Below are 24,028 nucleotides of genomic sequence, written 5' to 3'. Positions count from 1 at the left end.
ACTCCCTGGGCGGGTCAGAAGCTCGCCGCCAGTCCCAGTGAAACCCCCGACACATTGTTGCCGAACACATAGCGCACCACCGCCCGTATCCGCGTGACGAACACCTCGTGCGCACTGGTATCCAGCTCCAGCCCGGTGCCAAGCGTGGTCAGGTAGTTGAAGCCGAGAATGCCTGCCTGGCTGCCGAAATAGTGCGAATGCGACAGCTCCAGCACATAGCGCACCGGCCGGTCGAGCGCGTACAGGCCGGTCGGTGCCCGCCAGCGCGCCCACAGGTTGGCGGTCTGCGCGGTCGCCGTGCCGGTGACTGAACTGGTCGTGCCGCCGAAGCTTTGCAGGTGGATGCTGGTGTAGCGCAGCTCGACGTCGACCTCGTAGTTCTCGCGGTAGTGCTCCAAGTCCAGCATCAACGAGCCGCCCAGGCCGTACGCGTTCAGGCTGCCGCCATCGAGGAAGTTGATCTGGCGGTCCGTCACGCGTTCCACCGCGAACTTGCCGATCGACAGGTCACTGGAGACATTGCCCAGCGAGAAATTGAAGATCGGCCGGATCACAAGCTCCTTGTTGGCGGTGATCGGGAAATCCCAGCCGATGCCGATGGTGCCGGAGAACGTATTCCAGCGGGTCGGGATGGCGCGCGATTCGGTACCGTTGCTGGCAATGAAGGTGGGATCGTAGCGGCTGTAGGCGATCGCGCCTTCGAGGTAGAGGGGGAACGACTTGCTGATGGTGAAGCCGCCGCCGAGCTGCGACATGACGACGCCGGGATCGTCGGTGCTGGCGTTGTTGATGGACAGCGAACTGGAAGTCAGGTCAGGCACCACCGAATACGCCATCAGCGACAGCACCGCGTTGGCGTGCCGCTGCACGTTGGCACCTACGAGCTGCAGCCCGTTGCCGGCCTGGCCGTGCGCGGTACCCGCGGCCAGCAAGCCGAGCGTCGCCGCCACGGCGCGCCAACTGGCAGCGCGGCGCAGGCTGGCGCGAAGCCGGGCGGTCAGCAGGCGTACGGACATGGGCATTCCCCCTTGCACACGGCTTACGCGGCGCGCCGCGAGGCAGCAGCCATTCTAGCCACGCGGGCGGGCGTGGGAGCACTGCGCAAAAGTTTTCAGATCGGGTTGCCGACGAATTGAATCGGGCGCGGGGCCAGGATCAGCCTGCCGGATGGCGGCGAGGTGTCTGCCGCCTGCCGGCATCGCCTGCTTCGGCCGCATTGGCCATGTTCGCCACATTCGCCACTTCGGTCCTGGCCGCCGGCGGGGGCCGGTGGCGGGTCACCCACAGCATCAGCGCGCTGCCGGCCCAGCCGGCAACAAACACCGTATCTCCCACCTGGTTCAGCCATTCGCCGGCATCCGGCTGGCCGGCGAGCGACCACAGCCATTGCGCAGGCAGTCGCGCCGCGATCCACAGCGCGACCGCAGGCACGCTGCCGTAGACGCCCGGCTGCCACCAGTGGGCTGGAAGGGGGAGGCGCCGCCCGGTGCGGCGCAGCAGATTCGGTACCACGATGTCTCCGGCCACCCGGCGCGCAAGGCGTGCTGGCGGCGTCATGCATTGGCGCAGAGGCATGCCGGCGCGGCGCTTGCCCCCTCGGCTGCATCATAGGGTGGCGGCGCCGGCGGCGTCCCGGCATGTCTGGGGCGGTGTGTGGTCTAGCCCACCTCACCTGCGCCAGTTCAGTTTTTTTGCATGAAAGATGCGCAAAAGCGGGCCGTGACGGCGGCCGATCTTTGCCAAACTCAATGGCAAGTACACAGATCAATGAGACCCGACGCCATGCTTCCCGCACTGTTCATCTCGCACGGTTCCCCCATGCTAGCCATCGATCCCGGCCCCACCGGCGCGGCCTTCGACGCACTTGGCGAGCGCCTGCGCGCGCAGCCGCCGCGCGCGGTGCTGGTGGTGTCGGCGCACTGGATCTACAGCACGCTGGCGGTGAGCAGCCGCGAGCGGCAGGAAGCGTGGCACGACTTCGGTGGCTTCCCGCGCGAGCTGTATGCGCTGCGCTACGATGCCCCGGGCTCGCCGGCGCTGGCCGCGCGCGTCAAGGCGCTGGTCGAGGCCGCTGCCATTCCAGGCGCGGGGTTTGTCGGCGAGGACGACGAGCGGCCGCTCGACCACGGCGCCTGGATGCCGATGCGGCACTTCTTCCCGGACGCTGACGTACCGGTGGTGCAGCTGGCGCTGAACCCGTACCTGTCACCCGCCATTCAGATCGAGATCGGCCGTGCCCTGGCCCCTCTGCGCGAGGATGGTGTGCTGGTGCTGGCTTCGGGCAGCTTCACGCATAACCTGCAGGAGGTGTTCGGCAGCGGCGCCCGCCCCGACCAGCACGGGCCGCAGGCCGAACCCTATGTCGAGGCCTTCCGCGGCTGGATGCGCGACGCGCTGGACGAGGCGCTGGCCACCGGCGACACCGGCCGCATTGCCAACTACCGCGCCGAGGCCCCATACGCCCGCCGCGCGCACCCGACCGACGAGCACCTGCTGCCGTTCTACGTGGCGCTGGGTGCCGCGCTGGGGCCGCGGAGCGCAGGCGCCGCAGGTACGATGCCAGCGCCGGCCAGCGTGGCTTGCGTGGCCGATGAGGTCACCTACGGCGTGCTGGCAATGGACAGCTTTGTGTTCGAGGGACTAGGCGCCGGCACGCCATTGCGTGCGGCAGCCTGAGTTTTCTGCAGGCGCTGCTCAGCGCCCATCCCTGCGCGGCGGCAGGTAGCGCCGCGCCGAGCGCGCGCCGGCCAGCGCAATCCAGCCCATGGTCAGTGCCACCACGGCCAGCCCGACGCGCAGGTCGGCCAGGTGCGCCACGCCGCCGATCAGCACCGGGCCCAGCAGCAGCCCCAGGTAGGCGAAGCGCGCCACGCGCGAGATCGCCTCGGCCGGTGCCACGCCGGGCAGCCGCGACGCGGCCACGAAGAAGATCGGCACCATGTTGGCGGCGCCCAGTCCCATCAGCGTAAAACCCACCAGCGCCGCCAGTGGCAGCGGCACCATCAGCGCCAGCACGATGCCGGCAAAGCCCAGCCAGGCGCTGCCGGTCAGCGTGGCGCCATCGCCCAGGCGTGCGCGCAGGCGGTCGCCGCCGAAGCGCCCGCACGCCATCCCGCCGGAGAAGGCGGCGTAGCCCAGGCTGATCCACCCGGCTGGCGCCGCGGTCACATCGCGCATATAGACGCTGGTCCAGTCGTACATCGCCCCTTCGCCGATCAGCCCCAGGAACGCCAGCAGGCCCAGCAGCCACAGCGCGCGCACCGCGTGGTCGCGATGGTGGCCGGCGCCAGGCATCACCGGGTGGTCAGGCAGCAGGCCGGGCATGGCCGCGAGCGCAGCCAACGCGGTCACGCCCGCCATCATCGCCGCGTGCGCCAGCGGCGCCACGTCCAGCGACAGCATCAGCCCGCCGAAGGCCGCGCCGGCCATGCCGCCGAGGCTGAACATGCCGTGCAGCGCCGACATCACCGGGCGCGGGCGGCTGGCCTCCACGGTGGCGGCCTGCGCGTTCATGGCCACGTCGAAGCCGGCATTGGCGATGCCGAATACCACCAGCGCGGGCAGCAGCCACCAGAACGAAGGCATCGCCAGGATCGCCACCGTGGCCAGCGCGAACAACAGCCCGCTGGCTGTCGCCGTGCGTGCGCTGCCGACGCGGGTGACCCAGCGCCCGACCGGCCCCATTGCCAGGAGGGCGCCGCCGGCGACAGCGAGCATCGCCAGCGACAGCATCGCGTCGGACAGGCCGAAACGCGCCTTGATGGTGGGGATATGGACGCCCCAGGTGGCAAAGGTGGCGCCGTTGACGAAAAACAGCGCCATGGTGCCGCGTGTGGCGCGCGCGAGCGCGCCCGGCGTGGATGGGGCGGCGATGGCGAGCGGGGCGGTGCCGGGTGGCGAGTTGGAGTCTGACATCGTGATGCGGGGGCGCGGCCGGCGCCGTCGGCGCGGCCGCAAAAGCCCCTATTGTCGTGCATCCGGGCGACCGGGGCCTGGCGGCGCTACGGCGCGGTATCCGCCAGGCGCAGCAGCCCGCGCCGGTGCAGCGCGTAGCCGAACGCCAGCAGCGCGCCCAGCGCCAGCGCCAGCATCACCCACAGCATCAGCCAGTAGCCGCCCGCCGCCCGCCACATCAGCGCGCCCAGCCACGGCGCGGCGGCCTGCATCAGCAGCACCGGTGTCATCATCAGGCCGTTCAGCGTGGCGTAGTGGTGGCGCGAGATCAGTTCGGGCATGGCCATCGCCCGCAGCATCGTGTTGACGCCGTTGGCGCAGCCGTAGAGCACCGCGGCCACCATCAGCCAGGCGCCGTGGCCGAGCGCGAAGCACAGCAGCCCCATGCTCATCAGCAGGTAGACCGGCAGCGACAGCCGCACCGGGTGGCGCACCGCCGCCCGCATCATCAGCATGCGGCCCACCACCTGCGCCGGGCCGATCAGCGCCGCCACCGCCAGTTGCTGCGACACCGGCAGGCCTTTCTCGGTCAGCATCGGGATCAGGTGCGCGCCCAGCAGCGAGGCCACCACGGCGGTCGCGGTGAAGGCCAGCACCACGGCCCAGAACACCGGCTGGCGCAGCGTGGTGCGCGCGATGCCGGCGCTGCCCGCGTCGGCACCGGCGGTCGGCGTGCCAGTGTAGGTGGGATGCATGGCATAGCGCATGCGCGCGTGCAGCGGCGCGCAGACCAGCAGGTTCAGCAGCGCGAAGCCAACCAGCGTGGGCCGCCAGCCGACATGCAGCACCAGCCATTGCGCCAGCGGCACGAAGATCGTGCTGGCGAAGCCGGCCATCAGCGTGACCGCCATGATCGGCTTCTGGTACTGGTCGCCATAGGCCTGGCGCAGCACCACGAAGGCTGGCTCGTACAGCGTGGTGGCCATCGCCAGCCCGATCGGCACCCACATCAGCAGGAACATGGCGGGGGAGGGCGACCATGCCCACAGCAGCAGCCCCAGGCCGGCAAGCACCGAACCCGCGCCCATCACCCTGCGCGCCGGCGCGCGGTCCAGCAGCCGGCCCACCGCGAACGAGCACATTGCCCACACCAGCAACCCCAGCGAATAGCCGCCCGCCAGGAATGGCCTGGACCAGCCCGTGGTGCGGATCATCGGCTCGATGAAGACGGTGAAGGCGAAGAACAGCGTGCCCCAGGAGATGGTCTCGGTCAGGCCGAGGACCCAGACCAGCCGGCGCGGCGGCGTGGCTGGCTGCGCGGGTCCGGCGCGTGCCGGGCTGGCGTCTGCGGAAGAATCGGCGGTACTGGCGGCGTCCGGATCGGAGCTGGCTTCTAGCGTTGTCATGGCGGGCCCCGGCGGGGGAGTCGCCATGGCTGGCGGCGCGCGGGACCAGTGGCAAATTGTAGCGATCCTGCGCGCACGCTGCGCGACGGTGCGCCGCTTACTGTGCGGTCATCGCCGATGCTGGTGCAGGCGGGCCTTTCAGTTCGACCACGTTGCCGTCCGGGTCGCTGATGTAGAGCGACGGGCCCTTGCCCTCGGCACCGAAGCGCTGCGCCACGTCGCTGGCCTGCACGTCGTGCCGGGCCAGCCACGCGCGCAGCGCGGGCTCGTCGAACGGTTCGATGCGCAGGCAGAAATGGTCGAGGTTGCGACCCTCGGCGCCCGGGCCCGCGCCGCCGGCACGGCCGAGCGGGCCGTCCAGCGAGACCAGGTCGATCAGCGCGCTGCCCGCGCGCAGTTGCGTCAGGCCGAAGTCAGGCTGTTCGCGCTCGACGCTGCAGCCCAGCACGTCGACATAGAAGCGTCGCAGCGTGTCCACGTCGGCGGTGCGCAGCACCAGGTGGTCGAGATCGAGGATGCGGAACATGGCGCGCGTCAGTGGTGCAGGCCGTCGTAGTCGATGACCTTCAGGCTGTCCAGGTCGACATCGTCCAGGCAGCGCACGTTCACGCCTGCCATCGGCCTGCCGTCCTTGTCCTGGCCATCCGCGTACGGGCCGCAGCCGCACACCGGACAGAAGCGGTGCGCGATCTTCATGGTGTTGAAGCGGTAGGTCGACGCATTGCTCTCCGGCGTTTCCAGCTTGAACGTCGCGCGCGGCACGAACCACAGCAGGTGGCCGCGCCGGCGGCAGATCGAGCAATTGCAGCGGATCACGCTCGGGATGCTTTCGGCCTCGACCTCGAAGGCAATGTTGCCGCAGTGGCAGCTTCCGTGGAACGTCATGTCGTCTCCTTGATCCTCAGTCTGTTGCTGCTAGATATCCGGGATCAGCCGCTTGCCCAGGCTGACCGCTTCGTCGGGCGCGTAGCCCAGCTTGCCGTAGAAATCGATCACCGCGCGGTTGCCCGTGCGCACCAGCAGGTTGATCTTGGGGCAGCCGCGTTCGATCAGCAACTGCTCGGCATGCGCCATCAGCACGCGGCCGTAGCCGCGGCCCTGCAGCTCGGGATGTACGGCCACATAGTAGACCCAGCCGCGGTGGCCGTCGAACCCCACCATCGCAGTGGCCACGGGCTGCCCGTCGGCTTCACCGACAAGGAACAGTTCGGGTTGCTCGGTGAGCTTGCGCGCGATATCGCGCCGCGGGTCGTTCCACGGACGGGTCAGGCCGTAGGCCTGCCACAAGTCAATGACGCAGGGTTCGTCTTCAGGACGGAAGGGACGGATCAGCATGGACGGTGGTGCGCTGCAATATGCCGGCACATTGTTAGCTTTTTGACAGTGTAGCGCCGCTACGGATGCCACAATGCCCGCACAACATGACGAGCGGATGTGCGGCCCCCGCACACGCCCCCACAACAGGAGACCCAGCATGAGCGACACCCATGCGCCTGCGCGCGCGAGCTTCAGCCATATGGAACACGGCACCCGCGAGGACTGGGCGGCCATTTCCGCCGAGTTCATGCCGTATGCGCGGGCGCTGCCGGACCGCGTGCTGGCGCACCTGCGGCTGCTCGATGGCGATTGCGGCGGCTTTCCGGTGGACCGGCTCACGCATTCGCTGCAGACCGCGACGCTCGCGCACCGGGACGGGCAGGATGAGGAATACGTGGTCTGCGCGCTGCTGCACGATATCGGCGATACGCTTGGCAGCTTCAACCATCCCGATATCGCGGCGGCGATTCTGAAGCCGTTCGTCAGTGCCGAGAATTTGTGGATGGTGGAAAAGCATGGCGTGTTCCAGGGCTACTACTTCTTCCATCACCTCGGGCTGGATCGCAACCTGCGCGAGCAGTATCGCAATCAGCCGGAGCTGTTCGAGCGCACGGCCGAGTTCTGCCGCAAGTACGATGCGGCAGCGTTCATGACGGACTACGACACGCTGCCCTTATCGTTCTTCGAGCCGATGGTGCGGCGGGTGCTGTCGCAGCCGAAGAATTCGATGTATGTGAAGCCGGGCGAGAAGGAGTTGGCGCAGCCGTAGGGCGGCGCCACGAGCGGACCGATTGTGTTCCCTCTCCCGCAAGCGGGAGAGGGAAGGAACAGCGCGTTACGCCGCGCGCTGCGCCGTCTCAGGATGCCTGAACTGCTCGAGCAGTTTCGCCCAGCGCCCGCGCACCGCCTTCAGGTTGTTTTCCTTCACGTGCCCGAAGCCCCGGATATCGTCCGGAAGGTTGGCCAGCGCGACGGCGGTGTCGTGGTTGGCAGCATTCAGCCCCGCCACCAGTTCATCCAGCAAGGCGCGGTATTCGCCGATCAGCGCGCGCTCGGTGCGGCGTTCCTCGGTCTTGCCGAAGACATCGAACATGCCGCCGCGCAGCCCCTTCATCTTCGCCAGCACGCGGAACAGCGTCATGGTTGATGGGCCGAATCTGCGCTTGACCAGGTGCCCCTTGTCGTCGCGCTTGGCCGTTGTCGGCGGCGCCAGCCAGAAATTGAGCTGGTAGTCCTTGCCCGGTTCGCCTTCGAACTGCGCGCGCAGCTTGTCGAGGAAGACGGGATCGGTATAAAGGCGCGCCACCTCGTACTCGTCCTTGTACGCCATCAGCTTGGCCAGGTTGCGTGCCGCGGCTTCGGTCAGCGGCAGTGGCTTGCCGCTGCCGGCCAACGCGCTTTCGGCCGTGCGCACGCGGTCGATCGCTTCGCGGTAGGTGCGCGCGTAGCCGGCGTCCTGGTAGGCCGTCAGGTGTTCCATGCGGCGGGCGACCAGCTTCTCCAGCATCGCGCCGGTCGAGGTCGGCAGCTTGACCACTTCCGCGCCTTCCGCGGTGGTCTGCAGCTTGCCGGTCAGCGACAGCACGTGCTCCGGATCGTGCGCCATGTGCCGGCCCCAGTCGAACGCGGCCTTGTTCTTCTCGATGGCCACGCCGTTGAGTTCGATGGCGCGCTCCAGCGCCTGCAGCGTCAGGGGGATCCAGCCCTTTTGCCAGGCGTAGCCCAGCACCAGCGGGTTGGTGTAGATGGCATCGCCCAGCAGCGCCACGGCCAGGCCGCTGGCGTTGATGAAGTCGCACTTCTCGCCGACGGCGTTGCGCACGTCCTGTTCCGCCGACAGCCCCGGGAACTGCCACTTCGGGTTCTTGATGAACTCGGCGGTTGGCGTCTGGGCGGTGTTGACCACGGCGCGCGTGCGGCCGGCTTGCGTCTTGGAGATGACTTCGTCGGTGGCCGACACGATGGCATCGCAGCCGATCACCAGGTCCGCCTCGCCCATCGCGATGCGCGTTGCGTGCAGGTCATCGGGGCGCGCGGCCAGTTGCACGTGCGACAGCACCGCGCCGCCTTTCTGCGCCAGGCCCGCCATGTCGAGCACGGTCACGCCCTTGTTTTCCAGGTGCGCCGCCATCCCCAGCAGGCCACCGATGGTCACCACGCCGGTGCCGCCGACGCCGGTCACGAGGATGCCATACGCGCGGCGAATCGCCGGCAGCTCAGGCGCAGGCAGCGCCGGCAGGCTGTCCATCGACACGCCGTGCTGCTCGGGCTTGCGCACCTGTGCGCCTTCGGCCGAGACAAAGCTCGGGCAGAAGCCGTTCAGGCACGAGAAGTCCTTGTTGCACGACGACTGGTTGATCTGGCGCTTGGTGCCGAAATCCGTCTCAAGCGGCTCTACCGACAAACAGTTCGACTTGACCGAGCAATCGCCGCAGCCTTCGCACACCGTGTCATTGATGAAGACGCGGCGCGCCGGGTCCTCCATCGTGCCGCGCTTGCGGCGGCGGCGCTTTTCCGTGGCGCAGGTCTGGTCGTAGATCAGGATGGTGCAGCCCGGCACTTCGCGCAGTTCGCGCTGCACGCTGTCCAGCTGGTCGCGGTGATGGATGTCGATGCCCTGGGGCAGCTTGATCGCCGCGTTGTACTTCTCTGGCTGGTCGGTGACGATGACGATCTTCTTCGCGCCCTCGCTGTGCACCTGCCAGGCGATGTCCTGCACCGACAGCTGGCCGTCCACCGGCTGCCCGCCGGTCATCGCCACCGCATCGTTGTACAGGATCTTGTAGGTGATGTTCACGCCCGCGGAGATCGACGCGCGGATCGCCAGCAGGCCAGAATGGAAGTACGTGCCGTCGCCCAGGTTGGCGAACACATGCTTGTCGCCCGCGAACGGTGCCTGCCCGATCCACGCCACGCCTTCACCGCCCATCTGGCTGAAGGTGCTGGTACTGCGGTCCATCCACACCGTCATGTAGTGGCAGCCGATGCCGGCCAGCGCGCGCGAGCCCTCGGGCACGTTGGTCGAGGTGTTGTGCGGACAGCCCGAACAGAACCATGGCTTGCGCTCCGCCTTTTCCTGCCCAACCACGCGCGGCGTGGCCAAGGCCTTTTCCTTGGCCTCGATGATGGCCAGGCGCGCGGTGATGCGCGCGCGCACGTCCATCGGCAGCTCGAACTTGTCCAGCCGCGTGGCGATGGCCTTGGCGATGATCGACGGCGACAGCTCATAATGCGCCGGCAGCAGCCAGTTGCTCTGCGGGATCGACCATTCGCCGCCCGCGTTGTCCTTTTCGTCGAACTTGCCGTAGACCTTCGGGCGCACGTCATCGCGCCAGTTGTACAGCTCTTCCTTGAGCGCGTACTCCATGATCTGGCGCTTCTCTTCGACCACCAGGATTTCCTGCAGGCCCTCGGCAAACGCGCGCGCGCCATGCGCTTCCAGCGGCCAGACGCAGCCGACCTTGTACAGGCGGATGCCGATCTGCGCGCAGGTGGCATCGTCCAGGCCCAGGTCGGCCAGCGCCTGGCGCGTGTCCAGGTAGGCCTTGCCGCCGGTCATGATGCCGAAGCGCGCGTGCGGCGAATTGATCTCGATGCGATCGATCTTGTTGGCGCGCACATAGGCCAGGCCCGCGTACCACTTGTAGTCGAGCAGGCGCGCTTCCTGTTCCAGCGGCGGATCCGGCCAGCGGATGTTCAGGCCGCCCGGCGGCATGATGAAGTCGTCCGGCAGCACGATCTGCACGCGGTGCGGGTCCAACTCGACCGAGGCCGACGATTCCACCACGTCGGTCACGCACTTCATCGCCACCCATAGCCCGGAGTAGCGGCTCATGGCCCAGCCGTGCAGGCCGTAGTCCAGATACTCCTGCACGTTCGACGGATACAGCACCGGCAGGCCGCAGGCCTTGAAGATGTGCTCGGACTGGTGCGCCAGCGTCGAGGACTTGGCCGAGTGGTCGTCGCCCGCCAGCACCAGCACGCCGCCGTGCTTCGACGAGCCAGCCGAGTTGGCGTGCTTGAACACGTCACCGGTGCGGTCCACGCCCGGCCCCTTGCCGTACCACATGCCGAACACGCCATCGAACCTGGCATCCGGATACATGTTCACCTGCTGCGACCCCCACACCGAGGTTGCGGCCAGGTCCTCGTTGAGGCCCGCCTGGAACACGATGTTGTGCGCGGCGAGGTGCTTCTTGGCCTTCCACAGCGACAGGTCCAACGCGCCCAGCGGCGAGCCCCGGTAGCCGGAGATAAAGCCGGCGGTATTCAGGCCGGCAACGCGGTCGCGCTCCTGCTGCAGCATCGGCAGGCGTACCAGGGCCTGCGTGCCGCTGATATAGATGCGGCCACGCTCCAGCGTGTATTTGTCGTCGAGGGAAACGTTTTCGAGCGCGCGGCGGATGGCGTCGCTGACCGGAGGGGTCAGGGGGGCATTCATAGGTGCTCCTCTATGGGGCGTGTTGTCGGGATCACCGACACCTGCAGTTGTGGGCAATCGCCTCGCGGCCTCTTGTGGAGGCGTTGGGCGGCTGTGTCTCTGCGCGGGATGGTAGCACCGCCGTGCGGTCGGCGGTACCTTGCAGCGCAGCACGAAACGTGCCCGTGGCAACCGTGTTTTCCCGTACGGATGGGGGTTCGCGTGTACACTGCGTTGCATCGAGAACGCCGGCGATGCCGCTCCGCGGTCTTCGATGCACCACATCTGCCGCGCCAGCCTGGTGCAACCTGATTTCCGATTGCCCGTCTCATGCACGGGCAAACCAGCGAATACCCGAACATGACCAATTCCCCCCGCCAGGGCACCGCGACCCTGGCCGTGCTGATCGACGCCGACAACGCGGCGCCCGCCATCGTCGAAGGCCTGCTGGCCGAAGTCGCCAAGTACGGCGTCGCGGCAGTCAAGCGCATCTACGGCGACTGGACCCGGCCCAACCTGGCCGGCTGGAAGGAGCGGCTGCTGTCGCATTCAATCCAGCCGATCCAGCAGTTCCGCTACACCGTCGGCAAGAACGCCACCGACAGCGCCATGATCATCGACGCCATGGACCTGCTGTACACCGGGCGCTTCGACGGTTTCTGCATCGTTTCCAGCGACAGCGACTTCACCCGGCTAGCCTCGCGCATCCGCGAGCAGGGTCTGACCGTGTACGGCTTCGGCGAGCGCAAGACGCCCAAGCCGTTCGTCACCGCCTGCGACAAGTTCATCTACTCGGACGTGCTGCGCGCCGATGCAGATACCGAAGGCGCCGAAGGGGTCGATGGGGCCGCCGCGCCCACGCGCAAGCGCAGCACCGGCGAACTGCGCCAGGATTCTCGCCTGGTGCGCCTGCTGCAGAATGCGGCGCAGGCGGTGTCTGATGAAGACGGCTGGCTGACGCTGGGCAGCATGGGCAACCACATTGCCAAGCAGGCGCCGGAATTCGACTCGCGCAACTATGGCTACGGCAAGCTATCGGAACTGGTGGCGGCCACTGGCCTGTTCGAGGTCGAGACGCGTAACGGCGGCAACAACAAGACCATCTGGATCCGGCTGAAGAAGCGCGGCAAGGGCGGTGGCGAGGGCGATGGCCGCGGCCAGCAGCAGGCCCAGCAGCAGGCCCAGCAGCAGGCCCAGCAGCAGGCCCAGCAGCAACAACCGCAGCAGCGCCAGGTTCAGCAGGCTGTGCAGCAGGAGCCGCGCCGGCAACCACAGCCGGCACCTGTGCCGGCAGAACCGCCCGCTCCGGTCATTGTGCAGCCGGTAGTGGCACCGGTAGTGCCACCGGTAGTGGCACCGGAGCCGGAGCCAGTCCGCGAACCCGAGCCCGAAATGCCATTCGTTGCCGCCGACGTGGTGGAGCCGGAACCGGCCGCGGCATCGGTGCCAGAAGAAGCGCCGCAACCCGAGCCTGCCACCAAGGGCCGCACGGCACGCAAGCGCGCGGCGCGTCGTCCTGATGTGACGTTGAGCGAGACACCTTGGCCGATCGATCAATCGGTGTTCTCGGCACCAGGGACGACGGTGTTGTCGGCGACGGTGGCGACGGCGGCGGAGCCCGAGGCGCCGGCTCAGCAGGAAGTGGTTGTCGAAGCAGCGCCTGCGCCGGCGCCGGCGCGTAAGCCCCGCAAGCGGCCTGGCAAGAAGGCCGAACCGGCCACTGAATAACGCACCGCGCCGGTAGGCTCCGCTCTCCCGCATGCGGGAGAACGGAGCCTACGCGAGCGGCGTCAGGCAATGCAGGCGCCACTGCCGTATCACCGCCTACCGCACCAGCTGATTGATCTCGATAATCGGCATCAACACCGCCAGCACGATCAGCAGTACCACCACCCCCATCGTCAGGATCAGCAGCGGCTCCAGCAAGCTGGTCAGAAACAGCGTGCGCCTTTCCAGTTCCTGTGCCTCGCCCTGCGCGGCGCGGTCGAGCATCACCGGCAGGTTGCCGGTTGCCTCGCCAGATCGGATCAGATGCACCAGCACCGGCGGAAACTGGTTCTGCGCCGCCAGCGCGCGCGCCAGCGAAGCCCCTTCGCGTACGCGCATGTTGGCGTCTTCCACGTTGGCGCGCAGCGCGTCGTTAGTCAGCGTCTCGCCGGCCGCCTGCAGGCTGCGCAGGATCGGCACGCCGGCAGACACCAGGATCGCCAGCGTGCCGGCAAAGCGTGCGGTGTTATAGCCACGAATCAGCTTGCCCAACAGCGGGGCGGTCAGCAGCCAGCGGTGCCATTCCAGCCGCACCGCGGGTTGCTTGAGCAAGCTGCGGATCACTAGTGCAACCACGGCGATGAACGCCAGCGCGGCCCACCACCAGTTACGCACGAAGTCCGACAGCCACAGCATGACGATGGTCAGCGTCGGCAGCTTCTGCTTGGTATTGGCGAACACGCTCACCACCTGCGGCACCACGTATGACAGCAGGAAGATCACGATCGCGAATGCCACCACCGTGACGATCGCCGGATAGGTGAACGCAAGCCGGATCTTCGACGTCAGCGTATTGCGCGACTCGATATAGCCCGCCAGCCGCTCCAGCACCAGCCCGAGATGGCCCGAATGCTCGCCGGCCGAAACCAGCGCGCGGTAGATATCCGGAAAGTCGCGCGGATTCTGCGCCAGCGCCACCGACAGCGAGCTGCCGCCCATCACCTCGGCGCGGATGCCGGCCAGCAGTTCATGCACATACGGTCGTTCGGCCTGGTCGGCCAGCGCGCCCAGCGCTTCGTCCAGCGGCAGGCCGGCCACGATCAGGCTCGCAAGCTGGCGCGTGAAGAGCGCCTGCTCCTGCGTCGACAGCTTGCGCGCGAACAGCTGGCTGCCGCTGCGCGGCGCCAGGCCGGCACCGGCCAGCGCATCGACGGTCAGCGGCGTCAGCCCGCGCGCGCGCAGTTGCGAGCGTGCCTGGCGCGGGCTGTCGGCCTCGATGACGCCGCGGTCGGTCTTGCCGGCGGCGTCGGCGGCTTCATAGCGGAAGGCTGGCATCCGTTGGGCTCCGCCTTAGTCGCGCGTCACGCGCAACACTTCCTCAAGCGAGGTCGCGCCGCTGTCGATCCAGCGCTGCGCGTCGCCGCGCATGGTGTGCATGCCATGCGCCAGCGCCACCTGCTTGATCTCCGATTCCGGCGCCTGCCGGTGGATCATGGTGCGGATCTCGTCGCCGACGGTCAGAAGCTCGTACACGCCCATGCGGCCCTGGTAGCCCGACTGTCCGCACTTGTCGCAGCCGACCGGATGCCACACGTGCTGCAGCGGCTTGCCCTGCGCCTGCAGCGCTTCGGCATCGACCGCAGCCATTCCCTCGGGCAGCTCGATCACTTCCTCGCGCTTGCAGTGCGGGCACAGCCGCCGTACCAGCCGCTGCGCCAGCACGCCCAGCAGCGACGACGACAGCAGGAACGGCTCGATCCCCATGTCGACCAGCCGCGTCACCGCCGAGGCCGAGTCGTTGGTGTGCAGCGTCGCCAGCACCAGGTGGCCGGTCAGCGAGGCCTGCACCGCGATCTGTGCGGTTTCCAGGTCACGGATTTCGCCGATCATCACCACGTCCGGGTCCTGGCGCAGGATTGCACGCAGGGCCTTGCCGAAGGTCATGTCGATGCGCGGGTTGACCTGGGTCTGGCCAATGCCGTCGAGGTCGTATTCGATCGGGTCTTCCACCGTCATGATGTTGGTGGTGCGCGCGTCCAGCCGCGACAGTGCCGCATACAGCGTCGTGGTCTTGCCCGAGCCGGTCGGCCCCGTCACCAGCACGATGCCGTGAGGCTGGCGGATCAGGTGGTCGAAGCCGCGCAGGGTGTCGGGCGCCATGCCGAGCCTGGCCAGGTCGAGCCGGCCCGCTTCCTTGTCCAGCAGGCGCAGCACCGCGCGTTCGCCGTGGCCGGTCGGCAGCGTCGACACGCGCACATCCACCGGCCGGCCGCCCACGCGCAGCGTGATGCGGCCGTCCTGCGGCAGGCGCTTCTCGGCGATGTCGAGCTGCGCCATGATCTTGATGCGCGAGATCAGCGCGCCATGCAATGCCTTCTTGGGCCGCACCACGTCGCGCAGCGTGCCGTCGACGCGGAAGCGCACCACCGACGACGACTCGAACGGCTCGATGTGGATGTCCGATGCGCCTTCGCGCGCCGCCTGCGTCAGCAGCGCGTTGATCATGCGGATGATCGGCGCGTCGTCCTCGGATTCGAGCAGGTCTTCCACCGCCGGGATGTCCTGCATCAGGCGCGACAGGTCGACCTCGCCCTCGACTTCGCCGACCACCTGCGCGGCGCTGCCGTCCTGGCGGTTATAGGCGTCGGACATGGCGAGCTCGAGCGCCTCGGGCTCCAGCACGCGCAGCCGCAGCGCGCCGTGCACCCGGGCGATTTCCGCCAGTGCGGTTGGCGAGGTGGCGCGGCTGACCCATACCTCCAGGCCGTCCGGGCGCTGGTGCGCGATCAGCAGCGGCGCTTCGCGCGCAAAGCCGTACGAAACCAGCCGCGCCGCCATCGGCGAGGGCGGTTCGAGGGTATCGAGGGGAGGGGTCTGGACTTCGCTCGCCATGGCAGGCCTCAGTTCTGGACAGCGCCCGGCGTGACGGCTTCGCCGCGCTGGCTCAGCGGCTGCTGCACGGCCGCGGGCGGCGGCACCGGTTGCGGCTGTGCCGGCAAGCCGGGCTGCTGCGGGTTCTGCGGATTCTGCGGCAGCGTTTGCGGCAGCGGCAGCGGCGTTGCTACCGGGCCGTTCGCGCGCGGATCGACGAACGGCGTGCTCGGCGCGTCGGCCGGCGGCAGCAGCGGCGTGTTGGTGTCGCGCACCATGATGTTAGGCGATACAAAGCCCTGCTGCTGCGCGCGCATATAGTCGTAGCGGTCCGCGGTCAGGCGGTCGGCGGCGCCTGCCGTGCGCATCACATACGGGCGCAGGAACACCAGCAGGTTGGTCTTGGAGCGGTTCTTGTTCTCGTAGCGGAACAGGCCGCCGATCAGCGGGATGTCGCCCAGCAGCGGCACTTTCTGCACGCCGTCGCCATACGAGTCCTCGATCAGGCCGCCGAGCACGATGATCTGGCCATCGTCGACCAGCACATTGGTCTCGATCGAGCGCACATTGGTGGTCGGGCCCTGCACCTGCGTCAGCGTGCCAGCCACCACCGACGACGACTCCTGGAAGATCTGCATCTTGACCAGCCCGCCATCGGTGATCTGCGGCTTCACGCGCAGCGTGATGCCGACGTCCTTGCGGTCGAAGGTCTGGAACGGCGTCACCGAGGCCGCGCCGCCGGTCTGCGCATACGAGCCGGTGGTGATCGGGATGTTCTGGCCGATCAGGATCTTGGCTTCCTCGTTCTCCAGCGTGATCAGGTTCGGCGTGGACAGCAGGTTGACGCTGCCGTTGCTGCCCAGCGCGCGCAGCAGCGCGCCCAGTCCCATCGCCTTGTTGACGATGCCAAGGTTCAGGCCGCCCACGTCCTGCACCAGCCCCTGCGCCGCGGCGATACCGGCGGTGCGGTTGGTGTCGAACAGCGCACCGGCCAGCGTCAGGTTCAGGATGTTCTGCCCGCCGGAGCCGAAGTTGGTGCCGGCAAAGACGTTGTTGTTGCCGCTCGAGGAACTGATGAGGCCCTGCCACTGGATGCCGAGTTCGCTCGCCTGCGTGGCGGTGACCTCTACGATCATCGATTCGATATAGACCTGCGCCCGGCGCGCGTCGAGGTCTTCGATCACGCCGCGCAGGTTGCGGTAGACCGGCTCGCTGGCGGTGATGATGAGCGAGTTGGTCGACGGATCGGCCTGGATGATGCCGCCGGTGGTCGGCTGCGTGCTGGTGCCGAACGACGCGGCAAAGGCCGAGTTGCCATAGGCACCGCCGCCGGTGCCGCTGGTGCCGCTGCGCATGCCGGTCTGGGTGCCGGTGGTGCCGCCGGTGAACTGGCCGCCGGCCGGCGTGGCGACACTGGTCATGCCACCCGCGCCGCCGATGCCGCCCACGCCGCCTGCACCGCCGGTGCCGGGCTGGGTCGAGGAGGCAAAGCTGCTGTCGGCGGCAACGATGGCGCGCAGCGTGGCGGCCAGCTTGACCGCATCGGCATTCTTCAGTGGCACCACCCAGATATTGCCGGGGCGGGCGTAGGGCTGGTCGAGCTTCTCGATCAGCTGGCGTGCCTGCTGCAGCCGGGCGCGGCTGGAGGCGCGGATCATCAGCGCATTGCTGCGCGGCTCGGCTACCACCGAAGTGCGCAGGCTGGCGTCGGCGCCGGGCGCGGCACCGCCGCCGGCAGCGCCCGCCGCCGCGGGGTCCAGCAGCTTCTGCAATACCAGCGCGGTGTCGCTGGCCAGTGCATGGCGCAGCGGCACCAGTTCGACCTCGCCGGTGGCCGGCGCGTCGATGGCGGCGATGATGCGCGCCAGCCGGCGCAGGTTGTCAGCGTAGTCGGTAATGACCAGCGTGTTGTTGGCCGGGTAGGCGGTGATGGTGTTGTTGGGCGCGATCATCGGCCGCAGCACTGGCACCAGGTTGTTGGCCGACTCGTAGTTGAGCCGGAACACCTGTGTCACCACCTGGTCGCCGCGGCTCGGCGCCGCGCCGATCACCGTGGGCGAGCCCTGCAGCTTGGCGTCGGCCTCGGGTACGACCTTGGTGAAGCCGTTGCTTTCCACCATCGCGTAGCCCTGCATGCGCAGCACCGAGCCCAGCGTCTGCAGCGCCTGCGCGCGCGACACCGGCTGCTCCGTGACCAGGTTCACCGTGCCCTTCACGCGCGGGTCGATCACGAAGTTCTTGCCGGTGGCCTGCCCGACCGCCTTGATCACCGAGTCCAGGTCGGCATTGACGAAGTTGAGGACCACCTGGTCGCGGCTGGCCGGCGTGACGTCCGGCGGGGCCGGCGGCGTGCCCGTGGCGCGTGCGCCCGGCGCGCCAGGCTGGGCCCACAGCGGCGCGGGCGCCAGCAGCGAGAGCCCGCACAGCAGGGCCACGGCGCGGGCGCAGGCGGTCTGGAAAACAGGTCGGGTGGCATGGTTTGTCATAGTCATTTCCGTATGCTCCTGGCGCTGCCTGGCATCAGAAGCGCAGCCTTGTCACGTTGTTGTCTCGTCGTCCCAGCAGGCTCAGCAAGCTGGTCAGTTGCGTTTCCGCATCGGGCTCGGCATGCGCGGTGCCCTCGAAGCGCGCCTGCCGGCCTAGTGTGCCGCTGCCCTCCACGTGCAGCGGCCCGGCGATAGTACTCAGTTGCAGCTTGCCGCTGCCGGCGCCGCTCCAGTCGATCTCGGCGCGGTAGCTGCCGAGCGGGCGCAGCCGGCTAACCGCGGACGACACCTGCTCGATGCGCAGCGTGACATGGCCGCGCATCATGCCGTTGCGGTTGCCATTGCCGTTGCCATCCGGGCCGCCAAAGCGGCCCTGCAGCGTCGACCAGTCCGCGCGCATCAGGCCATCCAGGCGCAGCGTATTGAACGGCGCGCCGATGCCTTCCAGCAGCGATGCCGGCAGCCGCATCGCCCCGGACTGCACGGTCCAGCCGCCCGGCGTCGCGGTGATCGCCACAGGCGCAGCCATGGCTTCTGTGTGCGTTACCACCGCGCGCGCGGTGCCGGCCAGCAGTGGCCAGAAGGCCAGCGTCCATTGCAGCCGCCCCGGCAGCACCGTGGCGGTCTGGCTGCCGGCGCCGGCCGACAGCGCCAGCGTGGCGCTGCCGTGCCACATCGAGCCGCTGGCATCGGCCAGCAGCACCCGTCCCTGCGTCTGCGTGGCCACGCGCTCGGCGATCCACGCCGCCGGCAGCATCGCCACCACCGTCACCGCGGCGGTCGCCACTGCCAGCGCGAGCCAGCGCAGGCGCCGCCACGCACCCGGCTGGCGCAGCTTGCGGCGCGGCAGCCTTAGCGTTTCCAACCGTACCATCAGCTGCGGCCGCCCGGACCCTGCAGGGTCGCGCTGACATTGACCAGCGCCGTGGCGCCGACATAGACGATGCGGGCATCGATCACTTTCATGCGCTGCTGCTGGCGCACGTCCTGCAGCCAGCTGCTGAACGCGCCGAAGGGCACCTTGTCGAGCTGCACCTGGACATTGTTGTCGGCACCGGCGGCCAGCCGGGTCGCCTTCAGGCCATGCTGGCCCAGGCTGTCCTGCAGTGCCTGCGTCAGCGCGTCGCCGCGCAGCGCCGGTGCCGGCGTGGCCTTGAGGCCGCGCGCTTCCTGCGCCAGCGTTTCCATTTCGGCCAGGTCGGCGCGCATCTGCGGCAGGCTGCGCGCCAGGCGCTGGCGGCCTTCAGCGGCCGGCTCCCACAGCAGCGTGTAGCCGATCACCAGCGCCAGCACCGCGGCGCCGCCGGCCAGGATGGCCTGTTCGCGCGGGTTGCGTGCCGACCAGAAGGCGTTGAAGCGTTCCCGCCACGCCTGCGGCACGCTCGGGCGCAGCCGCGCCACGCGTGCGCGCAGCGCGGTGGGGCCAGCGGAGCGGACCGGGCGTGGCGTCTGGTTTCGGGCGGAGTCTTTCATGGCATCCATGCGTATCGTGCTGCCGCGCTCACAGGCCCGGCCTGACGGTCCAGCGCGAGCCCGGCGTCACCGGCGTGGCGCCACCCAACGCGCCGCCCGCCGCACTGCCGGGTGCGCTACCGGCCGCGCCACCGGTCTTGTCCTCTTCCATCTGCAGGCCGGCCTGGCGCGCGGCAGTACGGAGGCTGGCAATGTCCGTGCCCGGTTTGAGTGTCACCACCAGCATGCGGCCGCGGTACTCCAGCGCCTGCAGCGCATCGGGGGGCAGGCGGCGCGCGGCCTGGGCAAAGCGGTCTGCCAGCGGCAGGAAGTCTTCCGGCGTGCTGCGGCCGCTGGCGATGCGCAGTTGCTCGACCTGCCGGCGCATTTGCAACGGTGCGTCCAGGATGGTCGGGATCTGCGGGAAGGCGCTGCGCAGGGTCTGCTGCTGCGCGGCTTCCACGCGCTGCTGTTCGTTCCGCAGCAGCAGCCAGTGGATGTTCATGCCCAGCACCTGCACCAGCACGAGGCCGGCCAGCAGCGCCAGCGGCACGCGCCATGCCGCCAGGTTCCAGCGGTCGGCGCGGCCTTGCGCAAACTCGAACTGCGCCAGGTCCAGTGCCGGCTCGCGCAGGCATTCCTGCGCGCCCTCGATCCACAGCGGCCAGCCGGCGGGTGCGGCGCCATGCAATGCGGGTACCGGCGCCGCGGCGGCAGCATCGGCGTCGGCGTACCAGATGCCGTCGGGCGCCAGCGCCTGCCAGGCTCCAAGGGCGTCGTCCCCCAGCAGCAAGCCGTAACCGGCGTGTGCGCCGGTGCGCACGGTCAGCTGCCACTGGCGCGCCAGCGCAGGGGCTGGCTCGGTGGCGCCGACGGTCGCACTACCGAGCAGTCCGCCGCCGGCAGCCAGGGCGCTGGCGTCAGCCTCGACCACCAGCGTGGCCGGCTCGTCCTGTGCGGCTTCCTCCGCCGGGCGCAGCGTCGGTTCGGTACCCGGCGCTTGAGCAGGCGCCTCGGCTGCCGCTGCCAACGGCACGCACAGCTGCGCCGCCAGCACATGCCGGCGGCGATGGCGGTGTTCGGCAAACGCTTCGAGCACGGCCCGCAGCCAGGCGCGGTCGGCCACCATCAGCAGCCGCCGGCGCGGGCCGCGAATTGCGGCGCTGCCGTCGAGCGCGGGGCCGACGCCGATATGGCAGGGCTGTGCGTCGGTGGCGAGCGCGTCTTCGATCAGGTTGGGCAGCGCCTGTTTCAAACGTGCCGGCGGCAGCGGAGGCACGCTGGCAGTGGTAAGCAGTACGTCGCTGGCCGCCAGGATCAGCACCAGGCGCTCGGCAGGGGGCAGGTCGGCGATGCGGGCGTGGCCTTCGCGCAACACTTCAGGCGCCGTGCGGCCGGGCACGCGCCGTGCGGCGTCGGTGGCGGCAGTGGCGCCGGTGCGTACCAACGCGAACGGCAGGGCACCGAATTGCCAGGGTTGCGGCTGGTCGTGCGGCCGGTGCGGCAGGCGGACGTACAGGGTGGTGCTCAAGATTTCCTTAGCTTGGCGTCAGTGGCGGGACATGGGAGAACCCGGGAAGGCGCATTGCCGCGTGGATTGCGCCTTGGCCAGCCTTTTGGTTGCCCCGCAGCCGGCATGCCGCGGCGCCGCGGGCTTGCCGCTGCGCGCGGAGACGCGGGCGGGTCAGCAGGCAGCGGTGCACGGCCGCGCTTGGCGGCGGGCGGCGTGGCGCCTCGCTCGCGCCAGCGTCGCAGCATACCTTGCCTGTGTGACTAAACCGCGTCAATACCATTCTCCCCGGTTGCCAACGCCTGCACATCGCGCCGCCTATGCATGCTTCGTGCGTCTTGTATCAGACATTCAGCGCAGGTCCGGCAACCGGTCGGCGTCCTGTATCCAGATTACGCGCGTCGTATTGGTGGCGCCCAGCGGCTCGCCGCGGAAGATCAGGGACACCTGCAGCCGGCTGGCGCGTTCGTGGCGAACCAGTCCGTAGACCAGGAAATAGTGCGAGCGCACGTCGATCATGTTGGCCAGGCTGGCGCTGTCGGCCTGGGGCGCGACGGCGGCCAGCTGGGTCTGCACGTTGCCGATGTTGTTGAAATAGGCGCGGTCGCGCTGGCGCACCAGTTCGCGGGCGCGCTCCAGCGGCAGCTTGTCGATCACGGCGGCCAGCACCTCGGCCTCGGCGGTGTTGGCGTTGACCAGGGTGCGCTCCGGCAGCACGGTGACGAACGGTTCCAGCACGGCGACCATTTCCGGCGTATAGCCGGGCAGGGACAGCAACCCCTGCACGCTGTCGAGCGGGCGTGGCGCCGCGCGGCCGTCGCCGCTGCCGCCTTGCGCTGCCTGCAGCATGACGCGCGCCGTGGACTCGGCCAGCTGCGGGTTCAGGCCCACGGTCTGCAGCAGGCGGCGGTAGGCGGCCTGGGCCTCGGGATCGACCGAAGCGGCGCGTCCCTGGCCGGCGGTAGCGGTCCAGATCACCAGGTTGGCAAGGTTGAAGCGGGCCTGCGCATCGAGGATGCGGCCCGACAAAAACGAGGTTTCGCCCGCCACGTCGGTGCGCAGCGACGCGCCGAGGAAGTCCGACAGCCGGGTTTCGGCGATCGGCACCGCCCAGGGCTCGCCGAGCTGGTCGACGTTGGTGCGGCGCTGGTCGTCGCGCAGGATCAGCCGCGCCCAGTCCACCGCGGCGCGCTCGATCCAGGTCGCCTGCGCCAGCAGCCGCTGGTTCTCGATGGCGCGGATCTGCACCTGCTGGCGCCACAGCATGCCGGACACCACCACCACGGCCAGCGTCACGATCAGCAGCGCCGTGACCACGGCGGCGCCTCGGGCGCGGCGCCGCGCGAAAGCCGGGCGGGAACGGACGGGAGCGCGCCTCATAGCCCGGTCATGCAGATCTTCTGGAACTGCCGCGGCGCGTCGCCGTCGCCCATGCGGGCGAACACGGTCAGTTCGACCGCGCGCACCGCGGAATTCGGCTGCGCCGCGCCGACGCCCGAGGCCTCGACCGCGCTGGCGGCGTTGCCGGCGAACAGCACATTGCGGATGCGGCCGGTATCGGCCTGCCAGCCGGCTGGCTCCACCCAGGCGCGCGCGTTCATGCCGGCGATGTCGGGCAGCACGCGCCGCACCTGCGCCGCATTGCTGCCGCCCTGGCGCAGCGCAAGCAGTGCCGACTGCAGCCCGGCCCGATCGGCCACCGGCGGCGCGGCCACCCGCACCAGCGTGTTGCCGTCGATCTGGTACGAGAGTACCTGCCAGGCGGGCGGTTGCCCCTCGTCGCGGCGGTCGCGCACCAGCAGCAGCCGGTTCTGGCCGACCTCGACCGGGCTGCCCTGCAGCAGCGTGGGGTTGGCCAGGTGCTCGCAGTCGGACTGGAACTGGCCGTAGAGAATCTTCAACGCGTCCAGGCGCGCATCGTGGTCGGTCAGGCGCTCGCGGCTGCGCGTCAGGCTGTCGAGGGCGCGCCAGCCGATCACTGCCATCACCGCCAGCAGCGTGATCGCGACCAGCATCTCCAGCAGCGTGAAGCCGCGTGCGTGCCGGCCCGGCCGCCTGCGCTCAGAGAACGTTGCGGGCTTCATTGGGAACGATGGTGACCAGCCACGCCAGCCGCACGGACTTGTCGGTGGCGGACGGGTAGACCGCGATCTCGACGCGGCGGAAGACCGGATTGGGCGTACCCGACACCGACTGCTCGCAATACAGCGGCGTGCCGCCCTGTGGGCACGCGTAACCGCTGACGCCGGGCTCTGGCCAGGTCTTGGACAGCCGCAGCGCGGCCAGGTGGTTCTCGGCGCTCCATTCGGCCAGCATGCGGGTCTGCAGCGCCACGCCGGCATCGACCATCGAGCCCATGGCGCGCATGGCGGCGGTCAGCGCCACCGCCAGGATGGTCAGCGCGACCAGTACCTCGATCAGCGTAAAGCCGGCGCGGCGCCGGCGGCCGTGCAAGGGGGCGCGGGTCATGGCGAGCTGGCGAAGTAACGGCCGCTACCGTCAGCGGTGACGTCAACGCGGATGTCGCCGCGCACCAGCACCAGCCGCTGCGGCGCATCGATCAGCTCGCGCCCGAATACCAGCCGCAGTGGGCCGCCGGTGCCAGTGGGGCGGCCGCCTTCGACCACCACCACCTGGTCCAGCGCCAGGCGCCACCGGCCCGGCGCGAACACGTCGGTGCGCATCGGGATCCAGCCGTTCGGGGTCGACTCCAGGAAACGCCAGCCGCTGGCGTCGCCCTCCCAGGCGAGGGGGCGGGCGCCGAGCTGGGCTTCTTCCTGCGCCAGCTCGAACAGCCGTGCGATGCGCTGGCCGTCATCCAGCACGCGGCCGCGCTCGTTGGGCGAGGCATTGACCGCCACCAGCGAGATCACGATGCCGGCGATCACCATGACCACCAGCAGCTCGAGCAGGGTAAAGCCCCGGCGCCGCAAGGGCGCGCGGCGGCGCGGCGCCGTGGTCATGG

The 24,028-nt window shown here is 69.2% G+C and carries 21 protein-coding genes; 3 read left to right on the top strand and 18 right to left on the bottom strand.

All coding sequences use genetic code 11. The annotated features are described in order from the left end of the window. Positions 1 to 14 precede the first annotated feature (14 nt). A complete protein-coding gene (locus CTP10_RS16145) occupies positions 15 to 1,016 on the bottom strand; it encodes a hypothetical protein (protein ID WP_233528146.1) in 1,002 nt (333 codons plus the stop codon). A 139-nt stretch (positions 1,017 to 1,155) separates the two neighbouring features. Next, complete coding sequence (locus CTP10_RS16140; protein WP_199414596.1) at positions 1,156 to 1,512, bottom strand: hypothetical protein; 357 nt, start codon at positions 1,510 to 1,512, stop codon at positions 1,156 to 1,158. A 270-nt stretch (positions 1,513 to 1,782) separates the two neighbouring features. Between CTP10_RS16140 and CTP10_RS16135 the strand changes: the two genes are divergently transcribed. Next, complete coding sequence (locus CTP10_RS16135; protein ID WP_116319942.1) at positions 1,783 to 2,676, top strand: DODA-type extradiol aromatic ring-opening family dioxygenase; 894 nt, start codon at positions 1,783 to 1,785, stop codon at positions 2,674 to 2,676. 18 nt (positions 2,677 to 2,694) lie between these two features. Here the strand turns inward: CTP10_RS16135 and CTP10_RS16130 are convergent, their stop codons facing one another. From CTP10_RS16130 to CTP10_RS16110, 5 genes are all read right to left on the bottom strand, one after another. After that, complete coding sequence (locus CTP10_RS16130) at positions 2,695 to 3,915, bottom strand: MFS transporter (RefSeq protein ID WP_116319941.1); 1,221 nt, start codon at positions 3,913 to 3,915, stop codon at positions 2,695 to 2,697. A gap of 86 nt (positions 3,916 to 4,001) precedes the next feature. Further along, positions 4,002 to 5,300 carry an MFS transporter gene (locus tag CTP10_RS16125; protein WP_116319940.1) on the bottom strand — a complete coding sequence of 433 codons (1,299 nt, stop codon included), beginning with the start codon at positions 5,298 to 5,300 and terminating at the stop codon, positions 4,002 to 4,004. Between the two features lie 97 nt (positions 5,301 to 5,397). After that, on the bottom strand, positions 5,398 to 5,826 hold the full coding sequence (locus CTP10_RS16120; RefSeq protein ID WP_116319939.1) for a VOC family protein: 429 nt from the start codon (positions 5,824 to 5,826) through the stop codon (positions 5,398 to 5,400). Between the two features lie 8 nt (positions 5,827 to 5,834). Further along, on the bottom strand, positions 5,835 to 6,185 hold the full coding sequence (locus CTP10_RS16115; protein ID WP_116319938.1) for a GFA family protein: 351 nt from the start codon (positions 6,183 to 6,185) through the stop codon (positions 5,835 to 5,837). Positions 6,186 to 6,215: 30 nt separating this feature from the next. Then, positions 6,216 to 6,635 carry a GNAT family acetyltransferase gene (locus tag CTP10_RS16110; RefSeq protein ID WP_116319937.1) on the bottom strand — a complete coding sequence of 140 codons (420 nt, stop codon included), beginning with the start codon at positions 6,633 to 6,635 and terminating at the stop codon, positions 6,216 to 6,218. A gap of 139 nt (positions 6,636 to 6,774) precedes the next feature. Here CTP10_RS16110 and CTP10_RS16105 point away from each other — a divergent pair, with 139 nt between their 5' ends. Beyond that, positions 6,775 to 7,386, top strand: coding sequence for an HD domain-containing protein (locus CTP10_RS16105; protein ID WP_116319936.1), 612 nt, complete (start codon positions 6,775 to 6,777; stop codon positions 7,384 to 7,386). Between the two features lie 66 nt (positions 7,387 to 7,452). Here the strand turns inward: CTP10_RS16105 and CTP10_RS16100 are convergent, their stop codons facing one another. Continuing rightward, the gene (locus CTP10_RS16100; protein WP_116319935.1) at positions 7,453 to 11,058 is read right to left on the bottom strand and encodes an indolepyruvate ferredoxin oxidoreductase family protein; all 3,606 of its coding nucleotides are present in this window, start codon (positions 11,056 to 11,058) and stop codon (positions 7,453 to 7,455) included. A 339-nt stretch (positions 11,059 to 11,397) separates the two neighbouring features. Here CTP10_RS16100 and CTP10_RS16095 point away from each other — a divergent pair, with 339 nt between their 5' ends. Further along, a complete protein-coding gene (locus CTP10_RS16095) occupies positions 11,398 to 12,765 on the top strand; it encodes an NYN domain-containing protein (protein WP_116320125.1) in 1,368 nt (455 codons plus the stop codon). 96 nt (positions 12,766 to 12,861) lie between these two features. Here CTP10_RS16095 and gspF read toward each other — a convergent pair whose 3' ends face one another. From gspF to CTP10_RS16045, 10 genes are all read right to left on the bottom strand, one after another. Beyond that, complete coding sequence (gene gspF, locus CTP10_RS16090) at positions 12,862 to 14,079, bottom strand: type II secretion system inner membrane protein GspF (protein ID WP_116319934.1); 1,218 nt, start codon at positions 14,077 to 14,079, stop codon at positions 12,862 to 12,864. Between the two features lie 15 nt (positions 14,080 to 14,094). After that, positions 14,095 to 15,636, bottom strand: coding sequence for a type II secretion system ATPase GspE (gene gspE / locus CTP10_RS16085; protein WP_116319933.1), 1,542 nt, complete (start codon positions 15,634 to 15,636; stop codon positions 14,095 to 14,097). A gap of 8 nt (positions 15,637 to 15,644) precedes the next feature. Further along, on the bottom strand, positions 15,645 to 18,101 hold the full coding sequence (gene gspD / locus CTP10_RS16080; protein WP_116319932.1) for a type II secretion system secretin GspD: 2,457 nt from the start codon (positions 18,099 to 18,101) through the stop codon (positions 15,645 to 15,647). 34 nt (positions 18,102 to 18,135) lie between these two features. Beyond that, positions 18,136 to 18,975 carry a type II secretion system protein N gene (gene gspN, locus CTP10_RS16075; protein WP_116319931.1) on the bottom strand — a complete coding sequence of 280 codons (840 nt, stop codon included), beginning with the start codon at positions 18,973 to 18,975 and terminating at the stop codon, positions 18,136 to 18,138. Beyond that, the gene (locus CTP10_RS16070; RefSeq protein ID WP_116319930.1) at positions 18,975 to 19,583 is read right to left on the bottom strand and encodes a type II secretion system protein M; all 609 of its coding nucleotides are present in this window, start codon (positions 19,581 to 19,583) and stop codon (positions 18,975 to 18,977) included. Before CTP10_RS16070 ends, gspN begins: the two co-directional genes overlap by 1 nt. 19 nt (positions 19,584 to 19,602) lie before the next feature. Further along, the gene (gene gspL, locus CTP10_RS16065; protein ID WP_116319929.1) at positions 19,603 to 21,084 is read right to left on the bottom strand and encodes a type II secretion system protein GspL; all 1,482 of its coding nucleotides are present in this window, start codon (positions 21,082 to 21,084) and stop codon (positions 19,603 to 19,605) included. 330 nt (positions 21,085 to 21,414) lie between these two features. Continuing rightward, positions 21,415 to 22,443, bottom strand: a complete 1,029-nt coding sequence (gene gspK / locus CTP10_RS16060) for a type II secretion system minor pseudopilin GspK (RefSeq protein ID WP_116319928.1) — start codon at positions 22,441 to 22,443, stop codon at positions 21,415 to 21,417. Beyond that, entirely contained in the window at positions 22,440 to 23,147 is a 708-nt protein-coding gene (locus CTP10_RS16055) for a PulJ/GspJ family protein (protein WP_116319927.1), read from the bottom strand. The genes gspK and CTP10_RS16055 overlap by 4 nt, the downstream gene beginning before the upstream one ends. Next, positions 23,125 to 23,532 carry a type II secretion system minor pseudopilin GspI gene (gene gspI / locus CTP10_RS16050; RefSeq protein WP_116319926.1) on the bottom strand — a complete coding sequence of 136 codons (408 nt, stop codon included), beginning with the start codon at positions 23,530 to 23,532 and terminating at the stop codon, positions 23,125 to 23,127. The genes CTP10_RS16055 and gspI overlap by 23 nt, the downstream gene beginning before the upstream one ends. Continuing rightward, positions 23,529 to 24,026: a prepilin-type N-terminal cleavage/methylation domain-containing protein gene (locus CTP10_RS16045; RefSeq protein WP_116319925.1), complete on the bottom strand. Its 498-nt coding sequence runs from the start codon at positions 24,024 to 24,026 to the stop codon at positions 23,529 to 23,531. The genes gspI and CTP10_RS16045 overlap by 4 nt, the downstream gene beginning before the upstream one ends. Positions 24,027 to 24,028: the final 2 nt, after the last annotated feature.

This window comes from Cupriavidus sp. P-10, from assembly GCF_003402535.2.
Classification (GTDB): domain Bacteria; phylum Pseudomonadota; class Gammaproteobacteria; order Burkholderiales; family Burkholderiaceae; genus Cupriavidus.
The sequence above is the reverse complement of the archived record's forward strand: the minus strand, read 5'-3'. Positions and strand labels throughout refer to the sequence as shown.

Excerpts from the sequence above, each read along its gene's own strand:
- gspK (WP_116319928.1), bottom strand. The coding sequence starts at position 22,443 with ATGAGGCGCGCTCCCGTCCGTTCCCGCCCGGCTTTCGCGCGGCGCCGC.
- gspI (WP_116319926.1), bottom strand. The coding sequence starts at position 23,532 with ATGACCCGCGCCCCCTTGCACGGCCGCCGGCGCCGCGCCGGCTTTACG.
- CTP10_RS16045 (WP_116319925.1), bottom strand. The coding sequence starts at position 24,026 with ATGACCACGGCGCCGCGCCGCCGCGCGCCCTTGCGGCGCCGGGGCTTT.
- CTP10_RS16110 (WP_116319937.1), bottom strand. The coding sequence starts at position 6,635 with ATGCTGATCCGTCCCTTCCGTCCTGAAGACGAACCCTGCGTCATTGAC.
- CTP10_RS16055 (WP_116319927.1), bottom strand. The coding sequence starts at position 23,147 with ATGAAGCCCGCAACGTTCTCTGAGCGCAGGCGGCCGGGCCGGCACGCA.
- CTP10_RS16100 (WP_116319935.1), bottom strand. The coding sequence starts at position 11,058 with ATGAATGCCCCCCTGACCCCTCCGGTCAGCGACGCCATCCGCCGCGCG.
- CTP10_RS16120 (WP_116319939.1), bottom strand. The coding sequence starts at position 5,826 with ATGTTCCGCATCCTCGATCTCGACCACCTGGTGCTGCGCACCGCCGAC.
- CTP10_RS16145 (WP_233528146.1), bottom strand. The coding sequence starts at position 1,016 with ATGTCCGTACGCCTGCTGACCGCCCGGCTTCGCGCCAGCCTGCGCCGC.
- CTP10_RS16135 (WP_116319942.1), top strand. The coding sequence starts at position 1,783 with ATGCTTCCCGCACTGTTCATCTCGCACGGTTCCCCCATGCTAGCCATC.
- gspN (WP_116319931.1), bottom strand. The coding sequence starts at position 18,975 with ATGGTACGGTTGGAAACGCTAAGGCTGCCGCGCCGCAAGCTGCGCCAG.
- CTP10_RS16095 (WP_116320125.1), top strand. The coding sequence starts at position 11,398 with ATGACCAATTCCCCCCGCCAGGGCACCGCGACCCTGGCCGTGCTGATC.
- gspE (WP_116319933.1), bottom strand. The coding sequence starts at position 15,636 with ATGGCGAGCGAAGTCCAGACCCCTCCCCTCGATACCCTCGAACCGCCC.
- CTP10_RS16105 (WP_116319936.1), top strand. The coding sequence starts at position 6,775 with ATGAGCGACACCCATGCGCCTGCGCGCGCGAGCTTCAGCCATATGGAA.
- gspD (WP_116319932.1), bottom strand. The coding sequence starts at position 18,101 with ATGACAAACCATGCCACCCGACCTGTTTTCCAGACCGCCTGCGCCCGC.
- CTP10_RS16115 (WP_116319938.1), bottom strand. The coding sequence starts at position 6,185 with ATGACGTTCCACGGAAGCTGCCACTGCGGCAACATTGCCTTCGAGGTC.
- CTP10_RS16070 (WP_116319930.1), bottom strand. The coding sequence starts at position 19,583 with ATGGATGCCATGAAAGACTCCGCCCGAAACCAGACGCCACGCCCGGTC.
- CTP10_RS16130 (WP_116319941.1), bottom strand. The coding sequence starts at position 3,915 with ATGTCAGACTCCAACTCGCCACCCGGCACCGCCCCGCTCGCCATCGCC.
- CTP10_RS16125 (WP_116319940.1), bottom strand. The coding sequence starts at position 5,300 with ATGACAACGCTAGAAGCCAGCTCCGATCCGGACGCCGCCAGTACCGCC.
- gspF (WP_116319934.1), bottom strand. The coding sequence starts at position 14,079 with ATGCCAGCCTTCCGCTATGAAGCCGCCGACGCCGCCGGCAAGACCGAC.